We start from the raw sequence: 20,767 nt of genomic DNA, 5'->3' as shown, positions 1-20,767 counted from the left end.
TCAACGCACTACGTCAAGAAATTGAGCATAATTTTGATAATTCAATGGAACGCGCGTCGGGTGTGTATAAACGTAATGCCAAAGGTGTAGCTTTATTACTGGGTTTAATTATTGCAGCGGCAACGAATGCGGATACTTTTTACATGGTAAGTCGATTATCAAAAGATTCTGCATTACGCGATACTATTACACAAAATGCTGGACAAATAGTGTTACAAAATCGTAATCAGTTAGGATACGTGGATATTGAGACATTACGAAGTCAAACTGATGAAGCTTTGAATGATATAGCTTTACCTATTGGTTGGACTGATGCAAACCTACAACGACAAGCTTCATGGACAAGTAAACAGCGCAGACCATTTCCAATATGGAGAATTATTACTTTTATTCCTGGTTGGATAATCAGTGGAATTGCAATTGCAATGGGGGCATCGTTCTGGTTCGATTTATTAGGTAAAGTTATTAACGTCAGAAATACTGGTAGACAGCCAGCTTCAACAGTAAGAACTGAACAATAAAATAAGGGAAACCTAACTACTACTGGTTTGTGTCATTAAATTTGGGGGTTAGCTCGCAACGGATATAACGGATGTAACGGATAAATTATTGGTTAAAAACAAAACCTGATTATTTTCAATCAACTATTTTATTACATCCGTTTATCATCCGTTGCCAATATTTCTACTCACTACAAATAATTTTTTAGTTCTGCATAGCGAATCTAGCGATTAATTCCTCGCGCGATAATCGCATTAATATAGGGGTAAATTCTCTTGGTGACAGCGCCAACACAGATGGAATAATTGCTTGAAGTTGTGGGTCTAACGAACCAAAGCGAACAGTCAGCAAGTTTTCGACAACAGAGCGTCGTTCCTGCTCCTTACCAATCTCCTTACCAATCTCCTTACCAATCTCCTTACCGCGCTCGACAGTTTCCAGTTCCCACTCCAAATAAGCTTGTGATAAGTTCATCATTATTTCTTCCCTATCTTCAATATCGTCAATTTCGGTGCTTACTTCCATGTTAATCTTCCAACTATAGAGTAGGTTTAAAATTTTGGAACGTTTGGGATTTCCTTTTGGTAAAGCGATTACATCATCAGCAGCCTGTTTTTGTATTAACCCTTTACCCAAAACTCTCAACCAAAGTGTTTCTGGGATACGCCGTAATCTATTAATTGCAACAATTCGAGTCAAAAGTGTTTTTCTTGAGAAGTATATACCATCTGGCCAACTTGGGTCGCTGAAAACAGGAAAATCATATAACGCTTCATCCGAAAAAGAGCTTACAATAATCCATAACCGTGGAAGTTCCGAGTCAAGTATCTTATCCTCATCTCGCTTTGCTTCACGTCGGAGTTCAGCTTCCAAGTGAACTAACTTACCTATACAACTACGAATTTCTTCATCTGTGGGTTGGTTACGGAATGGTTCCAACAAACAGGGAGTTTCAGCAATTCTGGCTAAAATACCCAAGTCGGACAAAATGTCAGCGCTAGGTTTAACTGATGGAATAAACCAAATATCAACATATTTTGCTTCACCTGGAATTTCTTCACTAATTCTTACCTCACCTAATGGTGATAGACATTCCTTGAAAAATTGCTTGGAAAATTGGTCGAAGGGGTTTTTTGTCATTGAATTTGTCGAGATACAGAGCCTGGGTTTTTATCACCTAGCTTTTATTCTCTAACAAACTAAATATAATTATATACTTGATTAATAAATCTTGAAATGAACATTCTTCTTGTTTCTATTTTTACAAGTTATATAAAAAAATTCCCGACTTTTCAAGAAATCGGGAATCTAAATAATCTAAGTATGAATCCTTACGCAGGTATCATTTGCTTAGTTTCTTTTTTCTCTTCTCTCACCCAGTGACGGTGTTGTGTGATAGCTTGTACAAAGTCTTTAGCAACTTGTTTGACACTTGATGCATTACGGCTAGTAATAACACCTTTGTCAGAAACGGATTTTTCTGTGTCAGCTAGTTTTACATCTTTGATGTTAGCTGCTACTATCAAATCTACACCTTCACCAGTTGCGGCTATGGCTTTACAATGTTTGAATGCTTGATGAATAAATTCGCTTACATCATTATCCGATTTGAGAGTTGCTATACTTTGCGCTCCTCCGGGAATGTAAACGGCATCAAACATTACTGAAGCACTGGTAAGGAAAGTTCTTTCTACGTCAATTTCTTTTCCGTCTGTTCCCTTTATCTTACCGCCAAACTTGGAGACAAGTTTTGTTTGGGCGCCTTCTGCTTCAAGAGCTTGTTTTGCAGCCATTAATTGCGCTGCATCTACGCCATCAGCAGCTAAAATTGCAATTTGACGTGTTTTGATTGAATATGAAGGTTGGTTTTCCATACTTAAAGCAGGAGAACTCTTACCATGATTAGGAATTACTTCTTTCGCTGGCGCCTCTAAACCTAATCCTGCGGCGACTAAAGTGGCAAACTCATGGTCAACGTGGTTAAATAAACCAACTACACGTTCTTTGACCTCTTTGTTCATCACCTTGCCTAACTCGAAGTGAGCAGCTTTAACTAAATGCTCCTTCTCAGCTTTGGACATACTATTTAAAAATAGTGTTGCGTGCGAGAAATGGTCGCTGAAGCTTTCGCTACGTTCACGAACTTTTCTACCACCTAACTTTTCAGCGTAATGTACGAAGGCGCCTAAATTTTCGGGTGATGCCATTGGACAACCACCACCGAGTGAGTTCGGGAAGTAGTTTACCTTAGAAGTGTGGATATTGTGTTGCGAGAACCCATCACGTTGGTCATTATGAACCGGACATACAGGTTTATTAATAGGCAAACTTTCAAAGTTCGCTGTTCCTAAACGATGTCTTTGTGTATCTGGGTAGGCAAATATCCGACCTTGTAATAATGGGTCATCAGAAAAATCAATTCCTGGTACTACATTTGTAGGTTGGAATGCTACTTGCTCAGTTTCTGCAAAGAAGTTATCGGGGACGCGGTTAAGAACCATCTTACCAATTGGTTTAATAGGTACTAACTCTTCAGGAATTATCTTTGTTGCGTCGAGAATATCGAAGTCAAACTTAAATTCGTCTTCTTCTTCGATAATTTGTACACCAAGTTCGTACTCAGGGAAATTACCTGCTTCAATAGCTTCTAACAAATCGCGACGGTGGAAGTCGGGGTCTTTACCACCCAAAGTTTGAATTTCATCGAATACCATTGAATGTATACCGAGCAATGGCTTCCAATGAAATTTAACAAACCGTGCTTTACCTTGTTCGTTAACAAAGCGGAAAGTATGAACACCAAAACCCTGCATCATTCGATAGCTGCGAGGGATGGTACGGTCAGATAGCAACCACATTATCATGTGCATCGACTCGGGCATCAATGACACAAAATCCCAGAAGTTATCGTGTGCAGAAGAAGCTTGGGGCATTTCGTTATGAGGTTCGGGCTTAACTGCGTGAATTAAGTCGGGGAACTTCATCGCGTCTTGGATAAAGAAGACGGGGATATTGTTACCTACCAAGTCGTAGTTTCCATCTTCTGTGTAAAACTTCACTGCAAAACCACGTACATCACGTACTGCATCTGCTGAACCCCGGAACCCTGCCACTGTTGAAAAGCGAACAAAAACAGGAGTTTTTACTGAAGGGTCTTGAAGGAACTTTGCTTTTGTTAACTCAGATAATGATTCGTATGGCTGAAAATAACCGTGGGCGCCAACACCACGAGCATGAACTACGCGCTCAGGAATACGTTCGCGGTTGAAGTGCGCGTTTTTCTCTAGCAAATGAAAATCTTCTAGCAAACTTGGTCCACGTGTACCAGCTTTGAGTGAGTCATTTGTATTATTGACTTTTACCCCTTCGTTAGTTGTTAATAATTCTCCCGGCTCTTTGCGGAATTGTTCTAAGTCCTGATTTTTGCTTTGCTCGTTAGTATGTTCGTTCATAAAATCTCTGTTTACTAGTCTGGCTATGTGAGTCAAGATATAAAGACAATGTTTTGTAAACAGCAAACAAATAGCTTTTACCATCCCAAGAGGCGTGAACTATCACGCACGAGATAACAAAAGCGCTTTTGTAGGGTTTGTATTTTGTTTGTGCTGCTACTCACTTATCTTCAAACTTTCAACTTCAGGCGCCATCAACCAGCAGAAGTAGTTGCTTTGAACTGTAGCTATATAAAAGGGTGTATATTCTGGCATCATATAAATATGTGACAGACAAGGATGCCTGTCCCACAAGATTGATGATTTAATTTTTGGGATGTTCTATGTATTGCCAATCTAGTATCACGTCTAAATATTGTCTAAAACTTCTATTCTTACTGATGCGATACCACTGCTAATCATTCCTAGTTGTTTTGCGGCGCCGAGTGATACATCAATAATTCGACCACGGATGAAGGGACCACGGTCATTAATTCGTACAACTACAGAGCGACCATTCCAGTTATTAGTAACGCGAACACGAGTACCAAAAGGTAAGGTGCGGTGTGCTGCCGTTAAGTCTTGAGGATTGAATCTTTCACCAGTTGCAGTACGGGAGGAATCTCCGTAACTGTAGTAAGAAGCTGTACCGTTACTGGTTGCTTTTACTTTCGCACTTGTATTTTGTTGTGGTTTTTTAGCTGTAGATTGTTGTTTAGTAACTTCTGGCTTTTTAGCTGTAGGTTGGGTCTTTTCTTGCCGCGCGATATTTGGCTGGTTTAAAGGTTGGGCGCCACCAATAAGTCTACGTAGACGATTAGTTGCTTGTAGTGTATCTTGCGCTAAGTTATTAGTGGTGTCTGGTAATATTGTGCTGGCATCGATTTGTACTAGTTCTTCGCCATTGACTTTGATACTTTGGCGGTCTTTAGTCCAGCTAGCTGTGATTTGATTTGCATCAACATTAGAAGCGACTAGCTGATTAATTTTAGCTGCAACCGCGTTTGCTCTTTCAACTGGATTGGTTTCTTGACCAATAAAAGTTAGGACAGGAATACTACGAACGTACAATGTCGCTGCTTGACGACCAGATACGGTATGCGCGTGGATTTGAGTGATTATAGCAGGTGTACCTGGCTTTTCGGTTGCCGACGATTCTCCCTGAGTGTTATCACCTTTTGGTGGTAATTGGGGAGAAGTTTTTTTCGTTGTTGCAGCACTAGCAACCGAAGGTATTCCTAAAACAGTAGTTGACAAAGCAACAACTGACCACAGCTTTGTATTTTTCATGTGTTCTGTTTTTTTCTTGATTGAAGAACTACGATTTTGTTCGTTTGAATGTTGAACATTTAAAGTCACAACACTCAAAAACCCGGACTTATCTTTCATGCTTGCAACAGACGTTCCCCGAATCTTGAAAGTAAAATTTATAACTTCAATAACTTCAACGTGGTCAATTTATCAAATTGAGATCACTATTTCCAAGTGATGTACATCACAATATTTTATTTTTTTACCAAATTTATTTTTATTTTCTAACTAAATAATCTTGTTTTGTAGGTGAGATTACAAAAAACTCAAATTTGTATCTATCTTAAGGTAGAGTTAATGTAATATATAATGCAATTAATACTCAGGATAAAATTGGCAACAGATGTAACGGATGTAACGGATGGTTGATTGGTGGTTATGAGTTTTAATTAGTGGGTAGACATATTTGAAGATTGTTTAACCTTTGGATGGCTTGCTTGCTTTCCTCTTCGGCGCCAAGCTGTTTGTATATACTTGCCGCGCGCTGATAATCTTCGATAGCGTTTTGCTCTTTACCGAGAGTGCAATTTATAACTGCGCGGTTCATGTAAGCAATGGGCGCCTGAGAGGAAAGACTAATTGCTTTTGTATAATCGTTGATAGCAGCTTGGTAATCTTTAAGGTAGGAGTGAGCGTTACCACGTCCAATATAAGCATTAATATTTTGAGGGTCTAGTTTGATGGCGCCTGTATAAGTTTCGATAGAACCTTTATAGTTACCCTGCTCAAACTTGCTTTGTGCTTGTGTTAGTAATCTATCAACTGATTTTGCAGTAGAGGTTCTTATGAAAATTATTACTGTTATAACACCGAGAACTAAAAGCCCAATTAATGTTGTTTTGATTGCATACTTATAGTCAAATGTCAATAAAAATTTAAGAAGCTTTGAGGCTATAGGTGAAAGACTTGGTTGTTGAAATTGAGCAATATCTTCCTGCTGTAAACACAAGAATTCTTGAAGAGACTGTAACTTTTGCAGGTCTTTTTCTGCAATAAACTTGCTGTTACGTGTAAAATAATCTAACTCTTTCTTGTATTGCAGTAACTTTTGCTTGTATTCACGTTTCGCTTGTGCGGTTACTTCTTGGTGTACTAAGTCTGCATCTTGATTTTTGATATTCAAGTAATTCTTGATATCGTTCAAATTATTTAAAGCTTTTGTACGAAGTGGATACTCTTGAACTATTGCTGCTCCATAACTATATCTATATTCCTGTAACCGCTGCTGATATTGTTTAAGTTCTACAACTGTTGTCTCGATACCTTGTGATATATCAAGTAAAGCAGCATCAGGGTTTTGCCAGCTTTTTACTGGCATTCCATTTTTTGGTAGAGGGGAAATATTACCGAGTAATTTTTGCCAGCCATGAACTTGGTATAAAAGTATAGGTATAGCTACAACCTCACCTAATAAATGCTTTTCCTGTAATTTAGCTATTTCACTATTCCAGTCAATTCGGTTTTGAATCAAAGTCAAAAAATCCGAACTAATGAGCAAGACAATTACATCGGCAGTTTGCAGATGATAAGAATTCTCATAGTCTATAGATTTTTTTTCACTATGATGTTGATACCAAACCATGACAACATCTAAATCATCCAATCCCATCAAGTGCTTTTCTAACACCTGTCTAAGTTGTTCATCTTGATAAGAGGGAGAGTAAGCGAAAAAAATCTTGATAGGTTTAGCCGACTCTGGTAGTAAAAACATAAGTATAAAGGTAAGTAGAACTTCACCCAGGCAGAGCGAATCATCCAGCTATTAACTGTATGAGTTAAAAAGGTACTTTCTATAACAGTCAGCTCAAAAGTTGTAAATAAATTTAATACATTACGTAGAGACTCCATTAATGGAGTCTCTACAATATGAATTTTACTTTTGATAAGCGGATTGTTATATACTGTTACTCGACATTTAGCAAAAACCGCAACTTAAAGCAATAGGGCAAGTAGCTATTAATACTTCAATTATCAAAAAATTAACACAACTTATATTCGAGAATGTAATGGCGCCGAATATCTAGAATTCATCGTACTTAATAATGGCGCCTGCCCATACCCGAAGCGCGCATGTTACATTATTAACAGAAAATTTGTATAAATTATATCAAAATAATATTGTGAAGCAAAAAGAATCAACTAGTTATTAGCAGCCTAATAAAAAATGTAATTGTATAACAAAATTTTGCTAGCACTTCCACAAATGGTTTAATTTATGTACAATGTTACTAATTCAAACGGTAGTGATTTACCTGAAAATATGACACAAGCATCTTCACGTCAAACGCCTCGTAGAGGTAGAGTATTTCCTGAACGACAATTGTCAAAAGAAGAGTTGGAGCAGCGTAAAGCAGAAAAAGAAGCTTTTTCCCGGCGTTGTCGTTTAATTTTTGATCGCGTACAGCCCGAACTAATTAAAGACCATTACGACTGGTTCATTGTGATTGAGCCAGATAGTGGAGATTATTTTATTGACCAAGATGAAAAAGTTGCTAGAGCAAAAGCTGGTGAGAAACATCCTAGCAAATTACGCCTGATCATGCGAATCAATGAAACAGGAACCTGTGGCAGAGTATGATAACAGGTCAGTTTAATAGCCAGGGTGAGCTGGTATTTGACATTAGTTTAGTAGCAGCAGATAAAGACGAGTTACTAGTCAATACGGTTCTTGATACGGGTTTTACTGGGTGGTTAGCACTTGACACTCAAGACGCAGAAAGCCTTGGATGGGTTTTAAATACACAAGAACAACGTAAAATGAACACTGCGTGGGGAGAAGCCGACTTTGACATTTACGAGGGGACAATATCTCTAGATGATGAACAATTTACTATTGAAGTTTTGGCTGGCAATCAGTTTGAAGGCATTCTTTTGGGTGTATACTGGCTGCAAATAAAGCCTTTAGTTGCAAATTTTCCAGCAGGGGTGTTGACATTGGGTTAACGTAAACATCAAAAATATGACACAAGCATCCTCACGTCAAACGGCTCGTAGAGGTAGAGTATTTCCTGAAAACCAATTGTCTCTTGAAGAACAAGCGCGACTTGAAGCAGAAGACAAGGTATTTTACAAGCGCTGCCGCGCAATTTTTGACCGTGTGCAGCCTAAACTTATTAATAATCATTACGATTGGTTTATTGTAATTGAACCTGATAGCGAAGACCATATCATTGAGCAAGATGTAGACGCTGCTAGAGCAAAATCACGTGAAAAATATGGTAGCAAAATGCGTATGTTGATGCGATTAAACGAAACAGGAACTTGTGGAAGAATATGATATCAGGTGAATTTAATAGTCAGGGTGAGTTACTCTTTGAAATTGAATTAATAGCTGCGGACGGTAGCAAGATTCCTGTTAAAGCATTACTAGACACAGGGTTTTCTGGTTGGTTAGCCATTGATGCTCAGGATGCAAATAGTCTTGGATGGATACGTGAAAACCAAACGGAAGATATGTTGACAGCGCAGGGTGAGGCACAGTTTACTTTATATACTGGAGCAGTCTTTTTAGATGAACAAGAGTTTTCTATTTCTGTATTAGCAGGAAGACAACTACAAGAGATTTTACTAGGCGTTCAATGGCTACAAACAAAGCGTTTAGTCGCAGATTTTCCCGCAGGTGTATTGACCGAAGGGTTAGCCTAATATCAACTAACTTTGGATGGCAAGATATCTTGTAACCTTGCTACCATTTCCGCACGCGCGCTGACTTCGAGTTTACGAAACATTCTTTTTAATGCTTGTTTCACAGAGTTTTGTGTAATCCAAAGTTTTTCTCCTATTTCAGCATTCGTTAAACCGCGCGCTACAAGTTCGGCAATTTCTAATTCACGCGGAGTTAAGAGACTCGAAGCAGTAATATTAGAAGATGGTTTAGGTTGCGCTCGTAGCGATGCCAATTTAGCTGATAAATGTAAGCACAATGCACTTAAATCAGCTAAATCATTTGCTGTAAAGGCGGGGTTTCCTTTGGCGCGCGCTAAATTTAATGTTCCCACAAGGTGCCCGTCAGCGACAATTGGACCACTCATTACGTGTGCATGGTCATCGCGCGAACAAAATTGTTTCCAGTCACCAGCGGGTAATATTAATTGTTCATGTGCTGGTGCGTGACGTTCAACAACATATTTACCAACAGGGTTTCCCCGTAAGCAAACTTCAGGGATGTCGGGAAAACCTTGAGAATTTACCTTTACTTCGGGTTGCTCATCTAAAAGATAAATACCCCAACGCTGTACGTCAAAGTGTTCACCTACCGTTTCCATGACAGCAAGTTGCAGTTGTTGTTCGGTTTGGGCGCCAGCTATTGCATCAAATACGGTGTGGAGCTCATTTGGCATAAGTGTACCCAGTTGGGGTCTAGGCGGACTGACTCTATTACTTCTATCCTAGTAGATAACAGAAGCAAGTAAAAGCAAACATATACAATACTCTATAGGAGAAGTCCATGACAGCCACACAAGTATCAGCTAAAGAGCTTTTCCGCGCTGCCTACGAAAACCGTTACACCTGGGACAAAGATTTCCCTGGTTACACAGCTGATATTACCTACAAGTATGATGGTAAAGAGTATACAGGTAAAGTTACTATCGGCGCCAATATGAAGGCGGAAGTATTGGGTGTTGAAGACGAAGAGGCACAAAAAGCAATTCACGGTCAAGCATGGGAAATTGCTGTTCACCGTGTCCGTCGTACCTTTGAACAAACCCACGGCGAAAATACCTTTACATATGGCGCCACAGATGAAGATGGTGCAGTAGAACTTTTAATGGGTGGTAAAGCAACAGGTGACAAATACAAAGTTCGTAACAACGAAGTTAGCTTAGTTCACCGTCACATTCACAATGTAGTTGTCACTATCAACACCTTCAGCAGCCATGATACAGGTGAAGGATACCTTTCCCACACCTACGACTCGATATACCATGACCCTCAAACAGGCGAACAAAAAGGTGGTATGAGTTATTTCGTAGATGAATATGAGAAAGTAGGTAAATACTTTATTCTCAACCGTCGCGAAATTACTACCGATGTTGATGGTAAACCCTCTGTTCAAGAATTTGTCTTCTCCAACATCAGATTACTAGAACCTGCTGCTTAGGTTTTATTCAGAACATACTGTAGAACTATCTTGTAGAACTATCTTGTGGAAAGGGCATCCTTGCCCGTCCCATAGCACAAATACTTAAAATCCCGATTTCTTCAAGAAGCCGGGATTTTTAATTTTTTCCGTAATGTAATTACTTTAGCTTGAAGTTTGTAAATAATAGTATCTTTAATTTATATATGTAACAGGCAAGATGCCTGTTCCACAACATTGATAGTTCTAAAGTATTCATAATTAATATGGTTGAAATTTTAATATCATTTTGTCTACTTAAATTCGGAAACTTGTATACCAGTATTTTATGTATATATTTGTAATTTTTCTTCACCTTGAAGCAATGTAAATTTATCTTTTGTAACAATTAGATGTAGAAAGCCTTTTTTGCTGCAAATTGAGCAGTTACATTCGTCTAGTTTATGGTTGTCTACTGTGACTTGGAAGCGGATGGCACCGCAATGACATCCACCTTGATATGTTATTGTTTGGTTGGTTATTGGCATGATGATTTAAGAGGATTGAACCACATAATCCGGAGGATTTCCCGCAGGGTAGTCACAAAGGACACAAAGAAAGAAAGAAAGAAAGAAAGAAAAGATAGTTTTTAATTTATTTTACTATTTATGAGTGTTTATCAATTTCCAAATGATTTTTGTTGGGGTGTTGCTACTGCTTCTTATCAAATTGAAGGTGCAAGTGAGGAAGATGGGCGCCAAGCTAGTGTATGGGATACTTTTAGCAGTACTCCTGGTAAGGTACTGAATGGTGATACTGGAAAGGTTGCTTGTGACCATTATCATCGGTATGAAGCTGATGTGGAGTTAATGGCTTCTTTGGGTGTAAAGCATTACAGGTTTAGTATTGCGTGGGCACGAATTATTCCTGATGGTAGGGGAAATGTTAATGAGGCTGGTGTTGATTTTTACAAGCGTTTAATTGATTGTTTGCTTAAATATGGCATTACGCCACATGCTACTTTATTTCACTGGGATAGTCCCCAAGCGTTAGAAGATAAATATGGTTCATGGCGCCATCGTCAAATGGCTTATGATTTTGCTGATTATGTAACGGCGGTGGTTACTAGGTTGGGTGATAAAGTTACTAACTGGATGACTATAAATGAAATTCCCTGTTTTACCCATATGGGTTACGATGTGGCGCAAGAACCACCTCATGCACCTGGTACTCGTGTAAGTAGTAAAAAGGAAGTATGGCAAACTTCCCATCATGCCATTCTTGCACACGGTTTAGCATGTCAAGCTATCCGCGCGGCAACTCCAATACCTTGTAAAGTTGCAATAGTTGATAATATGAGTGTGACTGTACCAATTAGCGAGTCACCAGCTAATATTGAAGCTGCAAAAAAAGCTTTACATACTTCTATGCAAAATGGTGGGATTATTTTTCCCCTGTTAACAGGCGCCTACAGTTCTACAATATTGGAAGAACTTGGTGAAGAGGCGCCAGATATTCAGCCAGGAGATTTAGAAATTATTCATCAACCACTCGATGCTATTGGGTTGAATATTTACACGGGTGGATATGTACGCTCGGCAGATAATAATCGCGGTTATGAGTTTCTGGATTTACCTGAAGGTTATCCACGAATGTATATGCCTTGGTTGAATATCTTACCTGAAAGCATTTATTGGGGTATTCGACATATCAGCGAAACGTTAGGACATCCAAATTTACCTGTATTTATCACCGAAAACGGTTGTGCAGCACAAGATGAAGTTAATGCAGCAGGTGAAATTATTGATGTTGACCGCATTATGTATCTTCGTCAATATCTCAAAGCAGCACACCGCGCGGTAAGTGAAGGATACCCATTAAAAGGCTATTTTTTATGGAGTTTTATGGATAACTTTGAATGGGCTTGGGGTTATGGGCGCCGTTTTGGCATTACATATATAGATTATGCAACGCAACAACGTATTCCCAAAGCTAGTTTTGACTGGTACAAAGAATGTATTCGTCAAAACAGCGTAGCGTAGGCGCCAATATTTAAAGAATTAACATTATGAAATTAAACGAAGTAGTACCTTGGGGCAGAACATTAGAAGAATACAAGCTAATGTTCAATCTATCAGAAACAGATTTAAAAACTAAAATTCTTGGATGCGGTGATGGTCCTGCTAGTTTCAACACCGAAATGACGCAACTAGGATATTCGGTTGTATCCATCGACCCAATATATCAATTCTCTGCTCAACAAATCAAACAGCGAGTAGAAGAAATTTACGAACCAATCATTTCTCAACTTAAGCAAAATTCCAGCCGTTTCGTTTGGAAAAATTTCTCGAATGCTGATGAACTCGGTCAAATTCGTCTTGCCACAATGGAAAAATTTTTAATTGATTATGAAGCAGGCAAAGCAACAGGACGTTACCTATATCAATCTTTACCACATTTAGAACTAGCTGACAATCAGTTTGAATTATGCTTATGTTCTCATTTACTTTTCTTATACTCGCAACAGCTATCGCTTGATTTTCACATTGCTTCGATTTTTGAACTTTTAAGAATATCTCGTGAAGTTCGGATTTTTCCTTTACTTAATCTTGATTGTCAAATATCACCTTATCTTGAACCAGTAATTCAGGAGTTATCGAGTAAAGGTATGAATGTAGACCTTCAAACTGTAAATTATGAGTTTCAAAAAGGAGGTAATCAAATGTTGAAAATTAGTCATCATGTGGAAACCTAACCCCCTAACCCCCTTCCCTTGAAGGATACTGCTGGTCATTCAGGGGTATCGCCCCTCACATTCACGATTTTGCGTTGTTTCCGGAAATGTAGAGACGCGAAATTTACCTGCGGTACACTCCGTGAACGCGTCTCTACACGCCTGTTTTCACGGAATAAAGGGTGTTACCCCCTATTCGCCAGCAGTATCCTTGAAGGGAAGGGGGAAAATCTTAAGCCTCGGTCAGAACATATAGCGTTATCATTCTACACAGTGAAGCTAACCCATAAAAATTAATAAACAAAAATTATGTGGCCAACCTGCATAAATAATTTACACAAGATTGAAAATTCATTAAGAGCGGAAGTACCAAAATTTATAAGGCAAGCATTCAATAGCAAAGGAATATTTAATGATGACAAAATGTTTATTCCTATTCGTATATTGAACAAGCAAACCGTAATAACATCTTTTGTCACTGCCGCGCGTGTAATTACGAGTGGGTAGATTCATCAAAACATGTTGTGTGTAAAAAATACAGCAGTAAGGACATAGAAACTATCTCGTGCTGGCAATTTCCTGACGATTAAATAAGCTAATAAAAAGTATATACAGAGAATTTATTAGCGATTCATATTATATAGATATTTTGTTCACAAATTATTTAGGAATGCGATAAATATTTATCACTATCCATACATATTTTTAGATTTTTCGCGGCGCTCGCTTGGGACAATTTATAGCATATAATGCTAGCCTGCGAAGGCAGGCTTTGCTTGTATAGGTATCGAATTTTAGCAAAGGTATATTTATAGAAACCGGGCTTTTTCGATGAACTAAAAAAAGTGAAAAATGAACGGGTAACGGTAAGGTATATTCTCGTTCTCAAGTACTTTGATAATTCCAATAATTGGCATTATAAAACTAAAAATACCCAGTACTATTAAAAGCGGAATACCAATTAGTACAAATGCTAATAATCCAAAAACAAATGCCGCTATATAAAGATTAATATGAAAGTTTAAAGATTCTTTAGCATTATCTTTAACTACTGGGTCATTACTAATCGAGAGTATAGCGATTGGTATACCTATTGACACAATTGTAGAACTGAAAAATACAGCTCCGTGACATAGAGCGGATAAAAGCTTACGTTGAGCAATCGTTTCCATACAACAATCCTATGAAGCTGTAATGGTTTTTACTTCTTTATTTTAGCTTTTGTAGGTTGGGTTAACTATCATTCCTATAGAAGATTTTTATATTTAAATCTAGTTTTTGTCGGGTTGCGCGCTTCGTTCACTCAACCTACGACTATAAATAGTCCATGTTAGGATGCTTAGAATTATTAGTAAGGGTGTTAACCAGTCACCCCAACGCGCGTACATTGTTTGGGAGGTGCGTCGATAAATTGTTTCTGCGTGGGTTTCGTAGGTGTTGTGTCCTGATATCCACAAAGTTTGTCCGTGGGGATTGACAAATGCTGATAAACCTGTGTTAGTTGCGCGCGCTGCCCATCTGTCGGTTTCTATCGCGCGCATCGTATCTAATGCATGATGCTGCATTTGCATCGCTTTACTATAAGGGTCGTTGTTGGAAGCGGTAATAATAAATTCTCCACCTGAAAATGCTTGGCGCCGAAATTGTTCTGGAAAAGCAGATTCGTAACAGATACCAGCAATTACACGTCCAAATGGTGTATCAAATATTTGCAAAGTTGAACCTGGTACTTGACGCGCTGTTACTGGTGATAGGCGCCTGATTAATTTACCAAGTATTTCTTCAAATGGTACATATTCACCTAGGGGTACTAGTTTAGATTTCTCGAAGTGACTATAGATTTTACCATCACCTGTAAAGGTAAATAAACTATTGGCGTAAGCATTGCTGTTTGGACGTTCTGCAAAACCACCTATCCAAGCAACAACTCCTTTTTGTTTTACTGCTGCAACTAATGAACTATCTAGTATCTCGCGCGAAAAGTAAGGTAATGCTCCTTCTGGTGTCAGCACTGCATCTACACCTTGGTCTACTAATTTTAAATATCCAGTTGTGTAACCTTCGATTGCACGACGTAATCCATAGTAATCAAACTTGATACGGTTGGGGATATTGCCTTGAATAATTCCTATTTTTAATGCTGTTTCCTTTGGTTGAACTAAAGGTTGGTTGTATAAATTAAAGCCTATTAAATGCAGTATCAAAAACAAGCTTAAAGGTATAAAATAATATTTATTGTATTTGGTATTTTCTCTTGTTTTTATCCACACTTCAGCTATAAGTCCGTTTACTGCAACAATTGAGGCAGTAACAGCACTGGCACCACTATATTGACCTAGGTGTAAAATTACTAGATTATGAGGACTTTGAGTGTATGATAGCGAACTCCACCACAGCGGACCTAGACTCCAAATTCGTTCGAGAACACACCAAAGGGTAGTACCAATTAAAACGCGCAATATTGGGGTGAGAGGAGATGGTTTTAGTTTACGATTAATCCAAAAAAAACAACTTCCCCAACTCATCGCTAGTAGGGTTCCCCAAAATGTTACGAAAGTCCAGGCAAAAAGCGCAATACCTATACTCGATAACCAAGGTACTCCCATCCAAGTTAATGGATGAAGTCCTGTTATCCATGAAAGTGTGGCGCCATAATAACCTATACCCCAGGTGCCTGATAGTCGAAAATATGGTAATTTAATTTTATATTGTGCTGAGTTAAATATTAATATCCATAGTGGGGCAAAAGCAAACCAAGCTAAAAACCAGGCGCCAAATGGTGCAACAGTAAGCCCCATCAGCACTCCACTTGATAGGGCAATTATAGATATCATCAATGGAAAGTTGTGAATGGTTTTTGGTGAGTAAAAATTATTTGTTGGTTTATTACTCATAGTTTTTACTCACCTTTTTTAATCTTTAACTACTCGACTTCAGCAACTTCAGCAACTTCAACACCTTCAGCATCAGGTGGGACTACTGCTACTCCTGTAATTGCGTCGTCTTCGTCGAGACGCTGAACACGTACACCTGTAGCTGAACGCGATTGGATCGAAATTGCGTTGGTTGCCTGCCGAATGATGATACCGCGATTTGTTACCATCATTATTTCATCATCGCTGTTGACAATTTGCAAAGTTGCAAGCTTGTCTTTGGTTTTGCGGTTTTTAAATTTGGTCGCCATCAAACCTTGCCCTGCACGGTTTTGCAGACGGAATTGAGCGACAGGAACACGCTTGCCATATCCTCCCATTGTAATTACCAGTACCCAAGGACCGACGCTTGCGGTTTCGCTAACTTCTGTTACTTCCTCGGTTTCAACTTCAACTTCAATTTCCGGCGCCTCAATTTCTTCTACTTCAGCTTCGTTAGTTGCTGCGAAAGTTTCAAGAATTGCCGCTGGTAAAATATCCATACCAACAAGCTCATCACCTTTTTTAAGTTTCATGGATTTAACACCACGAGTTGCTCTACCCAAGGGACGAAGTTGTTCGTGGTTACAGCGGAAGTGAATTGCCATTCCCAGACGTGAACCAACAAGAACGCTGTCTTCTACTTTTGCACGACGAACCCAACGCAGTTGATCACCTTCTTCTAGTGAGATTGCAATCAAGCCGTTAGAACGAATATTACTAAACGCTTCTAATGCAGTTTTCTTAATATTGCCGCCCTTTGTTAGCATCACGAGATATTCTTCGCTGCTAAACTCATCGACTGGTACGATAGAGGTTATTTTTTCCTCCCTTGGAATTGGCAACATTTGCACGATGGGAGTACCTCTACTTGTGCGTGAACCAACAGGTATTTGGTACGCCTTCAAACAATATACGACACCTCTATCGCTAAAGAACAATACGCTGTCATGGTCGCAACAGGTAAGAAAATGCTCAACGGTATCGTCATCTTTTACCTTAGCTGCTGCTTTACCGCGCGTTGCTCGATGTTGCGCTTCAAAAGTGTTTACTGGCATCCGCTTGATATAACCTTGTTTGGTTAGCAAGATTATAGCCTTTTCGTTAGCGATTAAGTCTGTATCTCCTAAATCGCCTTCCGCGTGCGTAATTAACGTGCGCCGTGGTGTTGCAAATCTTTCTCTTAAATTTGTAACTTCACTTTCGATGATTTCGAGTATTCGCTGACGTTTTGCCAGAATATCTTGTAAATCAGCGATTTGAACTAACAGGTCTTCGTGTTCGTTGCGGATTTTGTCTGCTTCGAGTGCTGTTAACCGTCGCAACTGCATTTGTAAGATTGCATCAGCTTGCACTTCCGAGAGTCCATAAGTTGTGATTAATTCACCTTTGGCTGTTGGAGCATCGGCAGCGCTACGAATTGTGTTGATAATTTGGTCTAGATGCGACAGCGCAATCAGCAGACCTTGTAAAATATGGTCACGTTCTTGGGCTTTTCGTAGTTCGTACTGCGTCCGACGAGTGATTGCTTCGATGCGGAAATCGAGGAATACTTGTAGGAACTGCCCGATAGTTAGTATTTGCGGTTCGCCGTTTACTAACGCCAACATATTGGCGCCGAAGTTTGCTTGTATAGGAGTTTGTTTATACAAGTTATTGAGAACTACACGGGGATAAGCATCGCGTTTTAGCTCGATAACAATCCGCATTCCATCACGGTCACTTTCATCGCGAATATCAGCGATTCCCTCAATCCGTTTATCATTAACCAACTCGGCAATCTTTTCGATCAAAGCTGCTTTGTTGGTTTGATAAGGTAACTCGGTGACAATTATTGCTTCCCTATCTGGGCGCCCACGATGTTCGATTGTTTCGATATTCGCAACACCGCGCATTGTTATCGAACCGCGTCCAGTCATGTAGGCATCTCGAATTCCAGAGGTGCCTAAAATAGTGGCGCCTGTTGGAAAATCGGGGCCGTGGATATACTGCATCAACTCGTTATTTGTGATTTCTGGGTTGTGTATAAGTGCTACTAGCCCATCAATCAACTCTCCCAAATTGTGCGGGGGAATATTCGTTGCCATTCCAACGGCAATACCCGACGAACCGTTTAATAATAATTGCGGTACGCGTGCGGGTAAAACGGTTGGTTCTTGCTGCGAACCATCGAAGTTACTGGCAAAATCTACAGTTTCCGACTCGATATCTTGCAATAGTGCATTCGTGGTCAGCGCTTGCAACCGAGATTCGGTATATCGCATCGCCGCTGGTGGGTCATTATCGACTGAACCGAAGTTACCATGCCCTTCGATTAAAGGTGAGCGCATCGAAAAATCCTGCGCCATCCGTACTAAGGCATCGTATACTGCCGTATCGCCGTGTGGGTGATATTTACCTAATACTTCCCCAACTACACGCGCGCATTTACGAAAAGGTCGGTCGTGCGTTAAGCCCAACTCATGCATGGCGTAGAGAATGCGGCGATGCACAGGTTTCAGACCATCCCTGGCATCTGGCAGCGCCCTACCCACGATGACACTCATTGCATACTCCAGGTAAGACCTGGACATTTCATTCCGTAGGTCTGTTGGGATAATCCTCTCCTGAGAGAATGTCATAGCCTAAATAACTCCAAAAATCGCTGTTTTTAGCCTTGATAGCCGTTATAAAGCCAAATTATTCCTTACTTCTCTTGAATAATTGCCATATTTGTATATAATTCTATCACAGAATGTTCTTTTTATGCTCCAGAGAGGCTGATTTCAAGATAAAAAATACTGATTCAAAAATTAAAAATTAGACACAATTTTTTGCAATCAAGCCAAAATACAATATAGCAAATTTTTTTAGATATTGCAGGCGTTATATGGACAAGACAAATTCGATGGATTGAAATAATCATAATCATGCATTTATCTTATAAAAATATAGTTGAAATATTAGAGTTATTGATTTAACATTATAAATATCAAAATGATAGTAATAATAAGCTTTGTGGGTAAGTATATTCAAATAATTGCTTTCATGTATATGATGGTTTTAAGAAAAAATAATAATCAAAATAAGCCTTAAGACAGTGTGCGTGTAAGGATTGTCGAAATTATGATATAAACAAACAAGTTGAGGGTCAAAATCATGAGTGAAGAAAAAGAATCAAAAAAAGCAGAAAAATCCGACTCTGAAAGTAGCGCAGAGCAGCTCAGTCCGGAGATATTAGATATGATTAAGCACCCTCCCAGAATTGATGATGTCATGCGTGATTTGCCTGCTGAAGAACTGAGATCTAACCCAGCAGTGGCGCCTGAAATGCTTGACGATCGACCACAAGATTTAGGATAAGAATAAGAAGTGCTGAGTGCTGAGTGCTGAGTGCTGAGTTAAGAGTTAGGAGTAGAGACGCGATTAATCGCGTCTGTACAAAGAGCAGAGTAGGGAGTTTAAAATTTACTCAGCACTTGAAACTCAGCACTCAGCACTAATAACTCAGCACTTAGATTTCCTTTACAATTTCAAAATTGCTGCTATTTATGTCCGTGCTATGCTACCAGTCATATACTCTGACGAGTTTCTTCAACATCAAACAGGAAGGGAACATCCAGAAAGACCGGAACGTTTAAGTGCTATTACTGCTGCACTACGTGAAAGTAATATCGCATCTCAAATCGAATGGCGCCTGCCCACTCCAGCAAGTCAACGTTCTTTAGTAAAATTAATAGAACAAACCCACGACTCCAGCTATATTCAGAAAGTTCAAGAAATATGCTTGAATGGCGGTAGTTTTATAGACTATGAGACAACCGTTTCCCCTCAAAGCTATGATGTTGCTTTACTAGCTGTAAGTGCATGGTTGGATGGAGTTGAGATTGTTTTGGAAACAGGTAAACCCGCGTTTGTTTTGGCACGTCCACCTGGACATCATGCTGAACGCGAGACTGGAATGGGGTTTTGCGTATTTTCTAATGCTGCAATTGCAGCTGCTCATGCTCTTGAAAAACCTGGTATTGATCGTGTTGCAATTCTAGATTGGGATGTCCATCATGGCAATGGTACTCAAGCGATAGTCGAAACAAATCCACAAATAGCGTATTGTTCCTTACATCAATATCCGTGCTATCCTGGAACTGGTAAACACACAGAACGTGGATTTCACGATAATGTTTTGAATCTACCATTTCCACCTGGTAGCGATATTAGCCTTTATCAGCCAGTATTTGAAAAAAAAGTAATACCCTTTTTATCGAACTTTGAACCCGATTTACTTATCGTCAGCGCTGGTTATGATGCTAATGCTGATGACCCACTGGCAAATATTAACCTCCAACCACGAGATTACGGATTGTTTACCGATTACTGCTTACAGATAACTCGTAAAATTTTGTTTGGTTTAGAGGGAGGTTACGATTTGAACACACTTTCTCAATCTGTAGTAGCAACTATTGAACGGTGCTTGTAGTAATCATTTGCAACGGATGCAACGGATGTAAAGGATAAGTAGGGTGCGTGACGCTACTAAAATTTTAAAACGAAGCGCAGTGCTGGTAGCGTCACGCACCCTACAGTTGAATGGCACTTACTTAACGTATTAATGGTGCGTGAAAGCACTGTATTTGGCGTTACATTGCTTGATAGTAATAGCTTTCACGCACCCTACCCCAATTTATTGGCGCCTCAAAATGCTTAAGTCAGTGACATTCCACCCTACAGTTGAATGGCACTTACTTAACGATGTTTATGGTGCGTGAAAGCACTGTATTTCGCGTGCTTATTGATTGATAGTAATAGCTTGAAAGCACCCTACCCAATTTATTGGCGCCTC

General features: G+C 39.4%; 17 protein-coding genes and 2 pseudogenes. 10 read left to right on the top strand and 9 right to left on the bottom strand.

Annotation, left to right across the window (positions count from 1 at the left end):
• Nucleotides 1-521 (top strand): annotated as a pseudogene (locus tag AC2JBO_RS08910) (hypothetical protein); the annotation flags it as partial.
• A 184-nt stretch (nt 522-705) separates the two neighbouring features.
• Here the strand turns inward: AC2JBO_RS08910 and AC2JBO_RS08905 are convergent.
• The 4 genes from AC2JBO_RS08905 to AC2JBO_RS08890 form a co-directional block, all read right to left on the bottom strand.
• The gene (locus AC2JBO_RS08905) at nt 706-1,641 is read right to left on the bottom strand and encodes an RpnC/YadD family protein (RefSeq protein WP_496953276.1); all 936 of its coding nucleotides are present in this window, start codon (nt 1,639-1,641) and stop codon (nt 706-708) included.
• Nucleotides 1,642-1,832: 191 nt separating this feature from the next.
• Complete coding sequence (locus tag AC2JBO_RS08900) at nt 1,833-3,953, bottom strand: catalase (RefSeq protein ID WP_496953275.1); 2,121 nt, start codon at nt 3,951-3,953, stop codon at nt 1,833-1,835.
• A gap of 348 nt (nt 3,954-4,301) precedes the next feature.
• Nucleotides 4,302-5,222 (bottom strand): septal ring lytic transglycosylase RlpA family protein, encoded by a 921-nt coding sequence (locus AC2JBO_RS08895; protein ID WP_496953279.1) that lies wholly within the window; start codon nt 5,220-5,222, stop codon nt 4,302-4,304.
• Between the two features lie 406 nt (nt 5,223-5,628).
• The gene (locus AC2JBO_RS08890; RefSeq protein WP_496953274.1) at nt 5,629-6,954 is read right to left on the bottom strand and encodes a tetratricopeptide repeat protein; all 1,326 of its coding nucleotides are present in this window, start codon (nt 6,952-6,954) and stop codon (nt 5,629-5,631) included.
• 549 nt (nt 6,955-7,503) lie between these two features.
• Here AC2JBO_RS08890 and AC2JBO_RS08885 point away from each other — a divergent pair.
• Genes AC2JBO_RS08885 through AC2JBO_RS08870 form a run of 4 tightly spaced genes read left to right on the top strand, consistent with a single transcriptional unit; the run spans nt 7,504 to nt 8,888 of the window.
• Entirely contained in the window at nt 7,504-7,821 is a 318-nt protein-coding gene (locus tag AC2JBO_RS08885) for a hypothetical protein (protein WP_496953278.1), read from the top strand.
• Nucleotides 7,818-8,186, top strand: a complete 369-nt coding sequence (locus AC2JBO_RS08880; protein WP_496953273.1) for an aspartyl protease — start codon at nt 7,818-7,820, stop codon at nt 8,184-8,186. Before AC2JBO_RS08885 ends, AC2JBO_RS08880 begins: the two co-directional genes overlap by 4 nt.
• A 16-nt stretch (nt 8,187-8,202) precedes the next feature.
• Entirely contained in the window at nt 8,203-8,520 is a 318-nt protein-coding gene (locus AC2JBO_RS08875; RefSeq protein WP_496953272.1) for a hypothetical protein, read from the top strand.
• Nucleotides 8,517-8,888, top strand: coding sequence for an aspartyl protease (locus AC2JBO_RS08870; RefSeq protein ID WP_496953271.1), 372 nt, complete (start codon nt 8,517-8,519; stop codon nt 8,886-8,888). The genes AC2JBO_RS08875 and AC2JBO_RS08870 overlap by 4 nt, the downstream gene beginning before the upstream one ends.
• Before the next feature lie 2 nt (nt 8,889-8,890).
• Here the strand turns inward: AC2JBO_RS08870 and AC2JBO_RS08865 are convergent, their stop codons facing one another.
• Entirely contained in the window at nt 8,891-9,583 is a 693-nt protein-coding gene (locus tag AC2JBO_RS08865) for a LuxR C-terminal-related transcriptional regulator (RefSeq protein WP_496953270.1), read from the bottom strand.
• Nucleotides 9,584-9,690: 107 nt separating this feature from the next.
• Here AC2JBO_RS08865 and AC2JBO_RS08860 point away from each other — a divergent pair, with 107 nt between their 5' ends.
• Nucleotides 9,691-10,344, top strand: coding sequence for a DUF3386 domain-containing protein (locus tag AC2JBO_RS08860; protein WP_496953269.1), 654 nt, complete (start codon nt 9,691-9,693; stop codon nt 10,342-10,344).
• A gap of 308 nt (nt 10,345-10,652) precedes the next feature.
• Here the strand turns inward: AC2JBO_RS08860 and AC2JBO_RS08855 are convergent.
• Nucleotides 10,653-10,850 (bottom strand): annotated as a pseudogene (locus tag AC2JBO_RS08855) (GFA family protein); the annotation flags it as partial.
• 120 nt (nt 10,851-10,970) lie between these two features.
• Here AC2JBO_RS08855 and AC2JBO_RS08850 point away from each other — a divergent pair.
• Both AC2JBO_RS08850 and AC2JBO_RS08845 read left to right on the top strand, forming a co-directional pair.
• Nucleotides 10,971-12,344, top strand: coding sequence for a GH1 family beta-glucosidase (locus tag AC2JBO_RS08850; protein ID WP_496953268.1), 1,374 nt, complete (start codon nt 10,971-10,973; stop codon nt 12,342-12,344).
• Nucleotides 12,345-12,370: 26 nt separating this feature from the next.
• On the top strand, nt 12,371-13,057 hold the full coding sequence (locus AC2JBO_RS08845; protein ID WP_496953267.1) for an SAM-dependent methyltransferase: 687 nt from the start codon (nt 12,371-12,373) through the stop codon (nt 13,055-13,057).
• Between the two features lie 815 nt (nt 13,058-13,872).
• On the opposite strand, the gene AC2JBO_RS08840 is transcribed toward AC2JBO_RS08845, so the two are convergent.
• The 3 genes from AC2JBO_RS08840 to gyrA form a co-directional block, all read right to left on the bottom strand.
• Entirely contained in the window at nt 13,873-14,208 is a 336-nt protein-coding gene (locus AC2JBO_RS08840; RefSeq protein WP_496953266.1) for a DUF4870 domain-containing protein, read from the bottom strand.
• A 99-nt stretch (nt 14,209-14,307) separates the two neighbouring features.
• Nucleotides 14,308-15,870 carry an apolipoprotein N-acyltransferase gene (gene lnt / locus AC2JBO_RS08835; RefSeq protein ID WP_496953277.1) on the bottom strand — a complete coding sequence of 521 codons (1,563 nt, stop codon included), beginning with the start codon at nt 15,868-15,870 and terminating at the stop codon, nt 14,308-14,310.
• Between the two features lie 89 nt (nt 15,871-15,959).
• Nucleotides 15,960-18,569: a DNA topoisomerase (ATP-hydrolyzing) subunit A gene (gyrA, locus tag AC2JBO_RS08830; RefSeq protein WP_496953265.1), complete on the bottom strand. Its 2,610-nt coding sequence runs from the start codon at nt 18,567-18,569 to the stop codon at nt 15,960-15,962.
• 517 nt (nt 18,570-19,086) lie between these two features.
• Here gyrA and AC2JBO_RS08825 point away from each other — a divergent pair.
• Nucleotides 19,087-19,290, top strand: a complete 204-nt coding sequence (locus tag AC2JBO_RS08825; protein WP_496953264.1) for a hypothetical protein — start codon at nt 19,087-19,089, stop codon at nt 19,288-19,290.
• Nucleotides 19,291-19,489: 199 nt separating this feature from the next.
• On the top strand, nt 19,490-20,404 hold the full coding sequence (locus AC2JBO_RS08820; protein ID WP_496953263.1) for a histone deacetylase family protein: 915 nt from the start codon (nt 19,490-19,492) through the stop codon (nt 20,402-20,404).
• Nucleotides 20,405-20,767: the final 363 nt, after the last annotated feature.

Source organism: Calothrix sp. CBUCES-K 9914 (assembly GCF_059640475.1).
Note: the sequence above shows the minus strand (reverse complement) of the source record. Positions and strands in the feature narration are given on the sequence as shown.